This window comes from Amycolatopsis plumensis, assembly GCF_042652605.1.
Classification (GTDB): domain Bacteria; phylum Actinomycetota; class Actinomycetes; order Mycobacteriales; family Pseudonocardiaceae; genus Amycolatopsis; species Amycolatopsis plumensis.
This window is the reverse complement of the sequence record NZ_JBHSJY010000001.1, coordinates 2,958,830-2,973,842: the sequence shown is the minus strand read 5'-3', so window position 1 is coordinate 2,973,842 and position 15,013 is coordinate 2,958,830. Positions and strand designations below refer to the sequence as shown.

The 15,013-nt window shown below is 72.8% G+C and carries 5 protein-coding genes; all 5 read right to left on the bottom strand.

Annotation, left to right across the window (positions count from 1 at the left end):
* Nucleotides 1-22: 22 nt before the first annotated feature.
* From ACFPLC_RS14175 to ACFPLC_RS14155, 5 genes are read right to left on the bottom strand one after another with little or no spacing between them, the layout of a single operon-like run.
* The gene (locus tag ACFPLC_RS14175; RefSeq protein ID WP_378191838.1) at nucleotides 23-3,064 is read right to left on the bottom strand and encodes an ADP-ribosylglycohydrolase family protein; all 3,042 of its coding nucleotides are present in this window, start codon (nucleotides 3,062-3,064) and stop codon (nucleotides 23-25) included.
* Between the two features lie 16 nt (nucleotides 3,065-3,080).
* On the bottom strand, nucleotides 3,081-5,324 hold the full coding sequence (locus ACFPLC_RS14170; RefSeq protein ID WP_378191836.1) for an ADP-ribosylglycohydrolase family protein: 2,244 nt from the start codon (nucleotides 5,322-5,324) through the stop codon (nucleotides 3,081-3,083).
* Nucleotides 5,325-6,740, bottom strand: a complete 1,416-nt coding sequence (locus ACFPLC_RS14165; protein ID WP_378191834.1) for a TNT domain-containing protein — start codon at nucleotides 6,738-6,740, stop codon at nucleotides 5,325-5,327.
* Complete coding sequence (locus tag ACFPLC_RS14160) at nucleotides 6,737-7,174, bottom strand: hypothetical protein (protein ID WP_378191832.1); 438 nt, start codon at nucleotides 7,172-7,174, stop codon at nucleotides 6,737-6,739. The genes ACFPLC_RS14165 and ACFPLC_RS14160 overlap by 4 nt, the downstream gene beginning before the upstream one ends.
* Nucleotides 7,171-15,006, bottom strand: a complete 7,836-nt coding sequence (locus ACFPLC_RS14155; RefSeq protein WP_378235826.1) for a WXG100-like domain-containing protein — start codon at nucleotides 15,004-15,006, stop codon at nucleotides 7,171-7,173. Before ACFPLC_RS14155 ends, ACFPLC_RS14160 begins: the two co-directional genes overlap by 4 nt.
* Between the last annotated feature and the right edge of the window lie 7 nt (nucleotides 15,007-15,013).

Below are 15,013 nucleotides of genomic sequence, written 5' to 3'. Positions count from 1 at the left end.
CGTCCCCAGTGACCACAGAAACCTAGTCGACCGGGTACCGAGCGAACCACCGGTCGTCGCTCGGCGCATCCGGGCCGAACTCGGTGAGCGCGTCGTCCGCCAGTCCGACGATGACTTCGCGGAGTTCCAGCCGGTCCAGCCAGCTTTCCCGCAGGGCTTCCTCGCCGTACATCGCGCCGACGAGGTTGCCGCAGACCGAACCGGTCGAGTCGCTGTCGCCACTGTGGTTGACCGCCGCGAGCAACGCCGAGTCGGCGTCGGTGGTGGTCAGCGCGACGTACACCGACATCGACAACGCCGTCTCGCCGACGTTGCCCTGCCCGAGCCGTTCCAGCTTCTCCGGCGTCGGCGGCCCGTCCATCGCCAAGGCCGCGTCGAGTGCCGCGCTCTGCTCTTCGTGCGCCGGGTGCTTCACGAGCTCGGCCCGCGCGGTCGCGACCGCGTCGAGCAGCGGCTTTCCGTGCAGCAGCTCGTGCACGATCACCGCGAAGCAGCCGGACGACAGGTACCCGCTCGGGTGGCCGTGGGTCAGCGCCGCGCTTTCGGCGCCGAGCCGGAACACCTCGGCGAGGTCGTCCGACCACAGCGCGATCGGTGCCGCGCGCATCACGCCGCCGCAGCCCTTCGAGTTGTTCACCGGCCGGTCGATGGTGCCCCGGACGCCCGAGCGGCCGTACGCCTCCAGCTCGCCGAAGCAGGTCAGCCCGGGTGCGCGGCGGCTGAACAGCTCCCGGTGGGTGATCAGCCAGCCGTCCGGCTCCTCGACGTCCGACTGCGGCCCGCGGGCCCGGTCCCACGGGACGCCCTGGGTGTGCAGCCAGCGCTGGTAGGCCAGCTGCAGCGAGTGGACGACGTCGGCGGACCCGGTCTTCCGCTGCTGGGCATGGGCCCTGATCAGCGCTTCGAGCGTGAAGAGGGTCATCTGCGTGTCGTCGGTGATCCGGCCGGCCCCGCCGTACGCGGGGATGAAGTCGGTGATGCCGTCCGGCCCGGCGATCTCGCGGATCCGGTCGATCGAGTCGAACTCCGTCTTGGCGCCCAGCGCGTCGCCGATCGCCCCGGCCAGCAGGCTGCCCCGCAGTCGCGATCGCAAGTTGGGTCCCTTCGGTTCCGGGGTGAAGCGGCCGCTCGGGTACCGGCGCTCCCAGCGGGCGTGTTCCGCGGTCTCCGTCCGGAGGCCGTTGCGGTTGAAGTACCAGAAGACGTCGCTCGCGACGTCGTCGAGCAGGCCGAGGTCGGGCAGCGAGATCACCCACGGCAGGCCGGGCACGCCGACCCGGGCGCCGACCAGCGCACCCGCGATCGCGCCGGCCACCGGGCCGGACCGCGCGGCGAGCCGGATCGCCGCCTCCGGGTCGTGGCCGCGCTTGGCCGCGGCGAACAGCGCACGGCCGAGCACCGACCGGACGCTGCGGCCGTCGCCGATGGACTCCAGCTGCGTGACGTCGTCGGCGTCGCGGTCCGCGCGCAACGCCAGCGTCGACGCCGCCAGGTCGCCGCCCACCTCGTGCAGGCGGACGTGCACCGGCAGCGCGAACGCGTCCCGCGTCAGCAGGGCCCGGAACAGGCCGATCAGCAGCTCGACGCCCTCGGTGACCTCGGCGCCGGCCGCGCTGCCGGTCAGCTCGCGGGCGATGTCCTTCGCGTACCGCTCGCCGTCGACATCCGCGACTTCGACGGCGCTCGCCGGGGTCGCGGCCAGCGCGGTGGCCAGCAGCGCGGAGAACTCGGCGGGCGCGGGGCCGGCGTGCCGGGTCGCGACGGCGAGCCAGCCGACCGGGTCCGGTTCGGGCAGCGTCGCCGGGACCTCGCCGGTGGGCACCGGCGGCAGGCCGCGCAGCACGATGCCGGTGTGGAACAGCAGGTGCCGCGTCAGGCCGCCCAGCGGCAGCGGCCCGGCCGGGTCGGCGCCGCCGCCCAGGGCGTCACCGATCGCGAAGCCGACGTACGCGCCGACGATCCGATGCCACGCGAAGCGGTCGGGCGGTGTCCCGTAGCGGGAGAACTTCCCGTACGTCCACGGCACCGGCCGCGGCCGCGCGTCTTCGTCGACGTGCGCGATCAGGCCGTTCGCGGCCAGGTCGGCGGGCCATTCCGGGGCCTGGCCGGCCCGCCGCCGGACGCCGTTGCGGTACTGCCAGGCGAACCCGCGCAGGTACCGGACGCACTCCTCCGGCGTCAGCTCGAAGTGCTGGTCACGCGCGTGGTCCAGGGCGTACCGCAGGTGCCGGGCCGGCAGATCGGGCGGCTCGACGCCGAACTCCGCGACCAGCGCGGGCAGCGCCTCGGCGACCTCGGGCCCGGCTTCCGGCGCGGGCTCTTCCCCCACGGGACGGCGCTCGCCGGTCGTGCCCAGCTCGGCGGCGCTGAGGCTGCGGACCAGGCCGGTGCCGGGGTCGAGCGTCAGTCCCGACGACGCCGGCAGATCCCGGACCGGCACGCGCCACCGGCGGGGGTAGCGCCCGGGGACCTTCGCCGACGAGCTGTAAGCGATGACTTCGCGCTCGTTCTTGCCGGGGACCGGCCGCAGCAGCGGCTCGCCGGTGTCGAGCAGCGGCACGAGGACTTCGCAGTCCAGCAGGGCGCGGACGAACTCGGCGCGGCTGATCCAGTTCGCGGCCAGGTAGTTCAGCAGCTTCTCGGCGTCGGTCGTGGGCGACGGGAAGCCGCGCCAAAGCGGGCCCGCGGTGTACAGCTCGTTGACCCGGTACTCGCCGTTCGCCCGGGTCCAGCCGCGGACGGCCCGGACCGGGAGGTCCAGCTCGGGGAACGCCTTCTCGTCGAACTCGGGGTCGACGTCCGGCCGCCACTCGGCCTCGGCGGGCGTGCTCGCCATCGCCGCCTGGTCGAAGGTGATCTCGCCGTCGTCCGGCACGAACACCACCGGGGCGGGGAACAGCCCGGCGCCGATGTCGGTGCCGTCCAGGTAAGCGGCCGCGTTGACCGTGAAGCGCCAGCCGTCCGGGCGGCGCGCGGTGAACTCCGGCCGGATCCGCAGCCGGTCGCCGCCGGGCCGCGTGCGCAGCCACTCCCGCGCGCGAGCGGCGGCTTCCTCTTCGTCCATTCTCCCCATCCTCGCGCTAATGCCGCGGGTACCGCTCGATCCAGACGTCGCCGAGCGCGCTCAGCGCCGAGTGCCGGTCGAAGTGCCAGTAGGCGTCCGAAGCGACGTTCTCGACCAGGTACCGCAGTTCCAGCTGGTCGACCCACTTCTGCGGCAGCCCGGGGATCCCGGTGCGCGCCCCGAGCAGGGCCCCGGCGATCGCCCCGGTGAGCGCGCTGCGGCCGGAGTGGTTGACGGCGCGAAGCAGCGCCTGCTCCGGGTAGTTTTCGAAGCCCGACAACGCGGCGAAGGCGCGTCCGAGCACCGAGAGCGTCGTCTTGCCGTCGCCGATCAGCTCGGGCATCCGCAGGTCGGGCAGCCCGTGCTCGCCGAAGAACGGCACCGACTCGGCGACCGTGTCGGCGATCGCCGTCCACTCCGGGCCCTGCTGGAACCGGTTGTCCGGGTTGAGCACCTCGCGGGTGGTGTTCCAGATCGGGAAGCTGAACGCCTCCTTGGTCAGCGCGTGCTCGAACAGCCAGGTCAGGTAGGTCGCACCGGCCAGGTCCTGCTCGTCGGGGTGGGTGACGCCGGCCAGTTCGCGCACCGCCTGCCGCGCCCCGCCGCTGAACCCGCTGCCGGGACCGGCCATGGTCAGCGCGGCGGGCAACGCGGGGATCAGCGCGGCCGGGCCGCTCATCGGCGGCGCGCCGGCCACGCCGGTCGCGAGCTGGTGGTAGGCGTTGAGCTCGGCGTCGTCGATGTCGCGCCGGGCGTGCAGGTCCGGGACCTGCACAAGCCAGCCGTCCGGGGCGTCCATCGGCGCGCCCTGCGTCCGCAGCCAGCGCTGCAGCGCCCCGCGGACGACGTCGGGAAAGAGCTGCTCGGCCTCGCGGGATTCGGGCTGCTCGCGGTGCGGGCTGCGGATCACGGCCTCGGTGTAGAAGAGCAGCCGCTGCGTCAGCGAGCCGATCCGGCCCGGCTGGTCGAACGCCGGGATCAGGTCGGTGACGCCTTCGATGCCGAACTTCGCGTGGATGTCGTGCAGCATCATCCGGTCGACGGCCGCGCCGAGCGCCTCGCCGAGCGCGAAGCCGACGTACGCGCCCGTGACGCGCTGCCAGCCGTAGCGGAAGCCGTCGAGGTCCCGCTCGAAGTACTTGCCGAACGTGTCGAGCCGCGGCACCGTGCGGCCGGCGTTGTCGTACGTCGGCGCCAGGCCGTTCGCGCGCAGGTCGTTGGGCTTGCTGCGCGGCGGCTCCGGCATGTTGAGCCGCTTCAGCCAGGACTCGCCGAGGATCGTCTTCGCGCACTCCTCGGCCGTCAGCTCGAAGCCGCGCCGCCGTGCCTTCTCGGCCGCCAGGAGCGGCGGCTTCACCGGGTCCGGCAGGCCCATCCGGGACGCGGTTTCGGTGGCGACCCGGATCAGGTCCTCCTCCGCCTCCGGGCAGCGGCCGTGCACGTCGATGCGCGGCTCGTGCCGGGGGAACCGCTTGACGATCTCCGCGAGCTCGCCGCTGGAGACGTCCTCGATGGTCGTCGGACCGCCGTTGATCACCAGGTTCGGCGGGTGCTCGAACTCGGCCAGCGTGGCGACGTCGACCTTCCACCAGCCGTGCTCGCGCGCGGGCAGGTGCCGGGTCGAGCTGAACACCTTGAGCTCGTTGCGCTCTTCGGCGAAGTAGAACCGGTCGGTCTTGCCGGTCTCCAGGTCGAGCGGGACGTACACCTCGCACCGGATCAGCCCGATGAGCAGCAGCTCCCGGGTCAGCCAGCCGACGCTGCCGAACGACAGCAGCGTCTCCAGGGTGTTCTCCGGCTTCGGGTAGCCGCGGCGGATCGGCCCGGCCTTGTACTCGGGGTTTTCCCGCTCTTCGCCGGTCTGGTTGCCCTCGGCGTCGACCTTCACCCAGCCCGCGACGGCCTGCAGCGGCACGCCCAGCTCGCCGAGCCCGGCCTTCACGTACTCGGGGTCGACGACCTCGCGCCAGTTCTCCTGGCCGGGAAACGCCACCGGCACCGACAGCCCGCCGGGGTGCGGGTGCGCCTGCCGCAGCTCGCCGTCCGGCTCGCGGACGACGACCGACGGCGGCGGGAAGATCTCCTTCTCCGGCCGGCCCTCGTCGAGGAACGCGATGGTGTTGTAGGGCACCGACCAGCCCTCGGGGATGCGCAGCACCTTCTCGGTGTCCACCCGCAGGCCCGCGGGGCCGGAGACGTCCGGACCGTGCACCGCGCGCAGCCACTGGCCGACCTTGGCAATCGCTTCCGCCGCTTCCACCTACTCGATCCTCTCCAGGCTTCCGTCGGACTCGTGCTCGGCGATCGGCTTCGGCAGCACGAAGGCCACCGCGCCACCCGGCAGGTTCGCCCACGGGACCGTGATGCCGGTGATCACGTGCAGGGGGCGTCTGAGCCGGTAGCTCCGCCGCACCCGCTCCCGTTCGAGCGGCAGCGACGTCGTGGCGAACCGTACCTCGCCGTGGTGAACGAGATTGCCGGGTTCCTCGCCGAAGCGCAGAACGACCGTACCCGCCACCAGCCTGGTGATGCGCTTGTTGCGGAGCAGGGTGAGGGGAGGCTCACCCGGCGCCGGGTGCACCGGCCAGTCGTCGAGCTCCTTGGCGGTTTCCAGCGGGGTTTCGTGCCCGGCGGTCATCCGGGCCGGGTGCAGCAGCAACGCGCCCAGCAGCTGCTGCGCGGCGTCTTCGAGCCGGCCGAAGTACTGGGGTTCGCGCGGCTTCCCGCCGGCGTAGGCGGCGACTTCCCAGCCGTCGGGCGTGTAGTTGAGGCACCAGGCGCCGTCCGCGCGCTCGCCGACCCGGTAGGCCTCCGGCCACACCCCGTGCTCGCCGAGCCGCTGCACCAGCACGATCAGCAGCTCTTCGTCCGCGAGCCGCGGATCCGGCGTGGTCTCCAGCTCGGCGGCGACGTCCCCGGCGGTCTTCTTCACGTCGGCCCGGCCCGGCTTCGGCCGCGGCTTGCCCAGCAGGTCCGCCTCGGCGGTCCGCCGGACCAGCGGCTCGACGTACGGCGGCTGGAAGTGGTGGCGGCGGATGTGCGCGACCAGGTCCGGCTCCGGCGGCACGCCGTGCTTCGCGAGCAGCAGCGGGACGGCGTCGGACCAGATCCACGTGCCGTCGGTGTGGAAGCGCTCGTCGCCGGTTTCGTGCACGACGGCCTCGCGCTCGAGGTACTGCAGCACGAGCGGCACCTCGGTGTCGGTCAGCGGCGGCCGTTCGACGTCCGGGCCACCGACGTCCGCGTGCCGGAACACCAGACCCAGCGGCAGCTGCGCGCGCAGCCGCCACCAGTCCGGGATGTGCTCGTCGGCCCGCGGGAACGCGGCGAGCTCCTCCGGGTACGCGGCTGGCTCGGGCGGGGCAGTCCACAGCGGATCGTCGTCGAGCGCGAAGTCGAAGTCGAAGCTGCCGTCGGGGTTCAGGGTGAACCGCGCCTGCAGCCAGGTGCCGCGGCCCTCGGCGTACATCCCGGCGCGCAGCTCGGTGAAGAGGGCGGTCAGCTCGTCCGGCGTCGCCGTGTTGTGGCCCGCGGTTTCGGTGTGCCGGCCGAGCTGCCGGAAGTCGGCGACGGCCGGGGCGGCGGCGTCGGCCCGGTGCTCGCGCACGAGCTTTCCCAGCCGCACCAGGAGGGTGCGCTGCTCGTCGGGCGAAAGTCGATGTTCCACGTGAATCATTGCGCCAACGTCGAGGTGTAGCTGAAGGTCGGCGGCTCGCCGGCGTCGAGACGCGCGAACTCGTCCTCCCACATCCGGAACGTGCGCCGGTACAGGGAAACCTTGAGTGCGGCCTCCTCGCGGCTGAGTGGCCGCCCCTCCTCGCGGGCGACCGAGTGCATGGCGCTGATCGTGTCGTAGAGGGCGAAGATCGGCCCCCCGCCACGGAGGTACTCGCGCCGCAGGTCCTCGGTCCGGATGACGAACTGCTGCTCGGTCAGCGCCCCGATGTCCCCGGCCTGCGCGAAGAGGACGTCGTCGATCTTGTCGTTGTCCTCGACGAACCGGCCCGTCCGCCAGCTCAGGATGTAACCGGCCAGCCCGCCGTCGGCCGTCTTGTCGAGCCGGTACGGGCTGTCGTGGTGCCGGAAGTACGCCGGCGTCTCGATCGTCATTGCTCCGGCCTCTTGTTCAGCGCTTCCCAGAACTTCTCCCGCTCCCGCTTGAGCAAGGCGTTGATCAGGGCCTGCTCTTCCGCGGTGTACGGCCGCGCCCGCTTCTTCCCGGTCTCGGGATCGGGCCCGGGTCCTTCGTCGACGGCCCGGGCCTTGATGTCCCGGCGCACCTCGTAGAGCGCGTGGTCGTAGGCGGAAACCGCGTCGACCGCCTTGAGGTGCAACCGGAACTCGGCGACGTGCCCGTCGATGCGGACCTTCATCTGCAGGTCGCTGTACCCGGCGGGCTGCGGCTTCACGAACCGGTCCTCGAACTCGACGATCTCGATGTCGTCGCGGGCCCGGATCTTTTCCAGGGCGGCGTAGAGCATCTCGATCTTGTCGAAGCGGACGATGCCGCCCGCGATGTCGGTCAGCCGCGACGGGTCACCGCCGTAGTTGGACTCGATCTTGTCCTCGGCGCGGCCCCGGCCCTTGAGCGTCTTGCGCAGGTCCGGCTCGCCTTCGGTCTCGGCGGCGATGTCCGGCACGACCTCGCGCAGCTTCGCCATCGCGACCTCCGCGCGTTCGTAGACGCCGTCCAGGTACTTCTTGAACTCCGTCGCGTTGCCGAGGTGTTCCCGCGGGTAGGGCGGCTGGCGGCGGTCGGCGTCCTCGTACCGGGCGTTGTCCGCGGTCGCTTCCTCGGACACCCGTCGTTCGGTCTCGCCCAGCTCGATGTGCTGGGGTTCCGCCGGGATCTCCTCCGGGAGCGTGCCGTGCTCGCGCTGCTCGTGCACGTCCCGCAGCGAGTCCTCGAAGATCCGCACGGCCTCGTCGTGCGCGAGCAGGTTGCCCAGCGCGAGCGGGCGCCGGGCCAGCGAGTCGGCGATGTAGGCGTTGGCCTCGTCGCTCAGCAGCCGGACCAGCTCGGGCCGGGTCGGCAGCTGCGCTTCGAGGTAGTCCTTGAGCGGGCCCAGGTCGTGGGCGCGGCCGAGCTCGTCCTTGGCTTCGACGTGCGCGTTGGCCAGGTCCGGGTGCGCCAGCGCGGCCTGGAGGTCGTCGCGGGCGAGGAAGCGGTCGGGCTGCGCGGCGCCGTAGCCGCCGTGCGTCTCATGGGGGCCGTGCTCGGTCTGGAGGTGCACCTCGTCCGGCGTCCCGATGTGCATCAGCTTGACGCTGGTGGCCGGCTGCGGCAGGTGCATCAGGTCGCCGGACTGCGGGTCGATGAACGCGACGCCCTCGCGGGTGTGCACGACCATCGCCACGTGGCCGTACTCGACGCCGTTCGGGCCCGGGTACTTCACCGCGACCACGGCGTGGTGGTCGTCCGGCATGCCGCGCATCTCGCGGATGACGTCGTCGTAGCTGCCGCGCTCGGAGAACGTCTCGCCGAACCGGCCCTCGAGGTGTTCGAGGGTGCCGCGGCTGCCCATCTCGTGCGGCAGGATCGGCTCGGCCGTCAGGTCGCCGCCGCGCAGCCGGTCCAGGTAGGCCTCGGGACCGCGCGTGCAGTTCGTCAGGTACCCGTTCTCGAACGCGCCCGGCTGGTGGAAGCCCGGGTTGACGTCACGCAGGTGCGGGTGGCGGTCGTGCACGTAGGCCGCGCGCTCGGACGGCGTCGTCCCGCCCGCGTGGATGGCGGGTTCGGCGGGCGGGTGGGTGGCCCGGGCCAGCCGCGAGTAGTCGTGCACCGACACCGGGGGCGGCGGCGGTTCCGCGGGCGCGTCGTGGACTGCGTGGACTTCCTGGACTTCCTGGACCGACGGCTGCTGCGGGGTGACGTGCTCCGGTTCGCCGAGGCCGCCGAGCCGTTCCATGATCGCGGCCTGCTTGCGGCGTTCGAACTCGGCCGCGTTGTGGTCGTTCTCGGCACGCCGCTCGGCCATCTTCTCCCGCGCGGCCTCGGGCTCGAGGTAGCGCGGGTGGCCGGGCCCGATCTCTTCGGCCACGATGACCCACTTGCGGCGGCCGTCCGGCGTCATCTCCAGCCGCTTTTCGTGGATCAGCAGCTGGGTCCCGGGCGGCGACAGGGATTCGCGCTCGCCCGGGTTCTCGGCGAGCTTCGAGATGTCGCGCAGGTTGTCCGACCGGACGTGCAGCTCGATGTCGTCGCCGAACTTCGACGTCGAGAACTCGTCGGTCTTGATCGACGCGCTGGAGAACGCGGGCTCGACGACCACCGAGCCCGGCTCGTACGGCTTGGCGACCAGGTCGGCGAGGTGCGGATCGCCGCCGACGTCGTAGGCGCGGATGGTCTCGCCGGACTCCGGCACGATCTGGTTGAGGCCGTCCACGATCGCGCGGGTGTTCTGCTGCGCGAGGTCGAAGCCGGGGTGGCCGGGCCCGCGGCGCAGGGCCTCGTTGACGTCGTAGGCGTACTCGCCGCGGGTGTAGCCGTGCAGCGCGACGGCACCCTCGTCGGTCACCGGCAGCCCCGCGGCGTCCCGGCGGGCCAGCGCGCGGTCGTGGACCTGCTGGTAGATGTCCTCGTCGCCGACCGCCCGGCGGATGCTCTCGTGGTCGGCCGGGGTGCCGCGGTGCTCGCGGTCGAAGAGGTAGCCCTCGTCGTGCGGGATGCGCTCGGACGGCGGGTTGAGCCGATCGCTGATCGGCGCGCTTTCGGCGACGTGGTGTGCCTCGCCGCCGCCGAGCGGCTGGGTGTGGATGCCGGTGGCGTCGTGCGGCAGCTCGGCGAGCCGCCCGCTGACGGGATCGGCGAACAGCACCCCGTGCTCGGTGTGCACGGCGGCGATGAGCCGCGACTCCCCGCCCGGCGTCTCGAAGGCCACGGCCGTCCGCGCGCCGACCGGACGTTCGCCGAGGTCACGGGCGACGTCGTCGAAGCTCCCGCGGCTGTCCCACTGCCCACCGAGGCTCTGCTGCCGGGCCGGCCCGGCCACGACGTCCTCACCGTTCATCCGCCGATCGAAGGCGACCATCGATTCGGCGGCGTTGGTCCGGTAGCCGTTCTCGAGGGCCTCCGGGCTGTAGTGGTTGCGGGTGTTGACCCCGGCGAGCTCCGGAACGGCGTCCCGCACCAGGCGAGCGTGCTGCTGCGGCGTCTCGACGGACCCGGCGTGCAGCACGGGCTGCCCACCGGGAACGAGCGGCTCGGCAAGCCGCGACCAGCCACCGTCCGGCTCCCCGGTGGCCGGCGGCCGCCGTTCCGGCAGCGGTTCGGCGCCCGGCGGGTCGAAGGCGTTGAGCTTGCCGGCCAGATCACCGCTCGGTTTGTATTCGGGGTGCTCGGCGTAGAACTGCTCGAGCTCCGCATCGGCTTCACGCTGACGGCTCGCTTCCTCAGCGCGTTCTTCGGCCCGGCGTTGCTCGATGGCGTCGCGGGTCTCGGCCTCCCCGAGGTGCCCCGGCTCCCCGGGAGCGATTTCTTCGGCGTGCACGATGTAGTGCGGCTCGCCGGGCTTGCGCGGGTCGGCGTTGGGGTGCCCCGGACCTTCTTCGATGCCGGTGATCTTGAACTGCGACCCGGGCTTGAAGAGGACTTCGCGCTCGTCCGGGATGCTGGCCAGGTCCTCGACGTCCCGTCCGGTCTTGGACAGGATCCGCATCTCGACTTCCCCGGGGAACCTGCTCCGCGGGTGCAGGGCGTCGACCTTCGACGAGCTCAGGAACGACGGTTCGGTGATGTGCGCACCGTCGTGGAACCGCGCGAGGAAGGCCTGCAGCCGCGCGAGATCCCCCTTGAAGTCGACCCGCCGCGAAACAACCCCTTCGTGCGGCGGCAGCTCGTTCAGCCCGGAGACGAGCGCCGCGGCCTGCGGAGCGAGGTGGGGCAGCTCGGGACCGCCCATCCGAAGGGCGTGGTTGAGCGGCCCGACCATTTCGTAACGGGTGTAAGCGTGCACGGCGACGGCGCCGGCATCGGACATGCCGGGGTGCGCCTCGTCGCGCTTGGCTAGTGCTTCGCGCCGGAGCTGTTCGTGACGCCACTCGCCGTCCACCGGGCTGCCGCGCCCGGAGTCCATAAAGGTGTCCTCGATCCGCCGCATCCCGGCGGGATCATCGGTGTGGAAAGCGGGATCGGTGAGGTAGGGCTCGTCGTGCCCGTGTCCGGCTGGACGTTCGTCACTGAGCCTCGGCTGCTCGGTGCTGTGGTCCCCTGCCGACGGTTCGCCCTGCTCAGCGAGCGCTTCGCCGGCATGGTCCTGCCCGAACGGCAGCTCCGGATTTTCGTCGGCGGATGTCCGCGGCTCGGTCGCGTGCGCCTGCCCAACAGCCGACTCGGAGGGCGAAGGCCCGCTTTGGTCGGACGAACGCTCGGCAGCCGGCTGGTGCCTGGGTTCGGCCGCCGGAGCCGGACGGTCCGGTGCGGACTGCTCGTGCGTCGGCGGGCGTGTGGGTTCGGCCGCTGGAGCGGGCCCGCCCTGTGCGGGTTGCTCAGCCGGTCGCGCCGGCGGCTGTTCAGCCGTCGGCTTTTGCGCGGGCTCGGCCCCGGGAGCAGGCCGGTCCTGTGCGGGCTGCTCTTGCGCCTTCGGCTGTTGCGGGGCCTCGACCGCTGGGGCCGGTTGATCGGGTGCGGGTTGCTCGTGCGTGGGCTGCTGTGCGGCCACCGGCTCGCGCGCGGGCTCGGCCGGCTGCTCGTGCGTCGGCGGCTGTCCGGCCGTTGGCTGGTGCGCGGGCTCGGTCGCTGGAGCGGGACGGTCCGGTGCAGGTTGCTCGTGTGTCGGCTGTTCGGCGGTCGGCTGGTGCGTGGGCTCGGTCGTCGGAGCGGGACGGTCGTGTGCGCGCTGGTCGGCCGGTTGCTCGTGCGTGGGCTGCTGTGCGGCTGTCGGCTCGTGCGCGGCCTGGGCCGGCTGCTCGTGTGTCGGCGGCTGCTCGGCGGTCGGCTGGTGCGCGGGCTCGGTCGCCGGAGCGGGACGGTCCTGTCCGGGCTGCTCGGCCGGCCGCTGCGTCCGCGGCTGTTCCGGCGCACGGTCCACCGGCCGCGGCGGCTCGAACGGTCCCCGCGGCAGGTGCTCCTGCGGCGGCCCGAACCGCGGCGGCGGAACCTGCGGCGGCCCGGCAGGCCGAGGCGGCCCCAGCCGAGGATCGTGCGGCGGCATGGGCGGCCGCCCACCCGGCGGAGGCGGCATCGGCGGCCGTCCACCGGGGCCCTGGGGCCCGCGAGGCTGGTTCGGATACCCGGCGGGACGCTGCCCCCCGGACATCGGCGGCCGCTGCCCACCCTGCGGCGGCATCCCCGAGTGAGGCGGCATCCGCCGCGGATCCTGCGGTGGCTGCCCGTTCGCCCCCACACCATGAGGCGGCCGCGCCCCCGGCGGCACCGGAGGCTGCCCACCCTGCGGCGGCACCCCGCCAGGCTGAATCCCCCGCGGCGCCTGGCCACCTAGCGGCGGCTGGCCGCCCAACTGCCCCGGCTGCCCACCTTGCGGAAGCTGCCCACCGGGTTGAGCCGCGTTCCCCTGCCGCGGCGATGGACCGCCCGGCGGCCTCGGTGGCTGCCCACCGTGCAGAGGTTGACCGCCGTGCGGGGATTGGCCACCAGACTGGCTCGCTTGGCCGCCGTGGAGAGGCTGACTCGACTGGGCGCCGTGCGGTGGTTGGCCGCCGCCTGGGACCGTTTGGCCGTTGTGCAGAGGCTGGCCTGGTTGCCCGCCGTGTGGGGGCTGCCCACCAGGTTGTGTGCCGTGCGGTGGCTGGCCACCGTGTAGTGGCTGGCCTGGCTGAGGTCCATGTGAGAGCCGCGGAGGCTGGCCGCCCGGTCGATACCCGCCCGGCGGCATCGGCGGCTGGCCGCCCTGCAGCAGGCGGCGAGGGTCCTGCGGGGGGAGCCGTCGCGGCTGGTCGCCGCCGCTCTGGGGGCTGCCCGGGCGGGGACCCGGGCCACCCGCACGTCCCGGACCGCCGCCGTTCGGCAGGCCGCCCGGCGGCGGTGGGGGTGTGAAGCCGCCTGGGGGTGGCGTTTGCTGTGGTGCTGGTCCGTTCTGGAACGGCGCTTGTCCGGCCTCCGCCGCGAACGGCTGGCTCTGGCCGCCCGTGAATCCGGCCGCTCCGACGTTGTCCTGCGGGCGTCCGCGTCCTGGTTCGGGGCCGAATCCCGGTGGCGGTGGGGCCATGCCGTAGCCGCCCTGCGACGAGCCGCCACCGGCCGAAGCTGGGGCCTCCGTGACTGGCCCCTGGACCTGGTCGGCACCGGGCCGTGACACCTCGGGTGCGCGGTGTTCGGCGACCGGTTGCGGCCCGTTGTCCGCGCCGCGTGACTCAGGTGCGGAGGCCGACTCACTCCGCGATTCGGGGCCGGAAGAGGCGGGGGCCGAGGAGGCCTCGTGACGCGCTTCCGGCGCGGACGCCGAGTCACGCCGCGGTCCCTCACTTCGCGACTCCGGCGCCGCCGCGGTCTCACGGCGTGGTTCTTCGCCCCGCGACTGCGGCTCCGAAGACTCGCGGCGGGCTTCGGGCTCGGACGAGGACTCACTCCGAGGCTGGGGCTCGCTCCGGTTTTCCGGCTCAGAGGACACGCGGCGGGCCTCAGGCTCCGGCGAGGACTCACGCCGAGACTCGGGATCACCTCGCGTTTCCGGCTCCGAGGAGGCCTCGCGGCGGGCCTCCGGCTCGGGCGAGGATTCCCCGCGGGACTCGGGTTCGCTCCGCGTTTCCGGCTCCGAGGAGGCCGCGCGGCGGGCCTCCGGCTCGGGCGAGGATTCCCCGCGAGACGGGGGCTCGCTCCGCGTTTCCGGCTCCGAAGAAGCCTCGCGCCGCGCCTCCGGCTCGGACGAAGATTCACCCCGAGACTCCGACTCACCTCGAGATTCCGCCTCCGAAGAAGACTCACTTCGAGACTCCGGCTCCGAAGTCGAACCCGGCTCTTCCCGCCGCGACTCCCCCGACTCACCAGAATCTCCCGACCCGTCCGAGTCGGCCCGCGGGATGTTCGCCTCGTGAACCGAGTGCAGCTGCTCCTTCGCGCCCCCGACCGCACCCCCGACAGCCCCGCTGGACGCACCCATCAGCAGCTGCTCCGGCGTCAACGACCCCAGATCCCCGGTCACCGCCGCTTGCCCGACGGTCTGCGCAACCCCCTCGACGGCACCCCGCGCCCCGGCCCGCATGGCCGCGTCCGCGACCTGCCCGCCAGCGCTGTGTGAAAGCCCCTCCGTCGCCCCGCGTCCGATCGATCCCGACGCCGCTCCCACGACGCCGCCGACCGCGCCCGAGATGGCCGCGTCCGAGGTTTTCGACCAGTCCCAGTCCTTGCGGTCACCCTTCGCCATCTGCAGGCCCTGGATGCCCGCGTCCATGCCGAGGTTGATCGCCTCGTTCTTGAGGATCTCCATGCCGATCTTCTTGAGACCCTGCTTGAGCAGCTTCTCCAGCAGCTCCTTCGCGACCTGCTTGAACCCCTGCTGCGCCAGCTTCTCGAGCAGCTGCCGGAACAGCATCTGCACGGTCATCCGGGTCGCGATCTGGGCCGGCGCGATCCCCGCCGTCGAACCGCCGAACGTCACCGCCGCCGCCGCGATCATCGCCGCGATCTGGGCGGCCAGGACGATCAGCGAGATGATGATCATGTACTTCGTGTACTCGACGTCCAACGCCGTCTGATCACACGAGTCGCCCAGGGCCTGAGCCGCGTCGGCCAGTTGCTTGAAGTAGGCCTCGTCGCCCTCGACGAACTTCTTCCACTGCTCCGCGAACGCGTCGGCGCCGTCACCCGTCCAGTTGTCGCGGATGCCGGACGCCGCCTGGTTGCCCGTCTCCGACACCGGGCCGATCGCCGCCGACGCCGTGTGCCACGCGTCCCGCAGCGCGCGCAGCTTGGTCTCGTCGCCCTCCGGCCAGCTCTCCCCGACGACGATCGGCAGCAGCCACTTGACCGCGTCGGGCATCTCCATACCCACG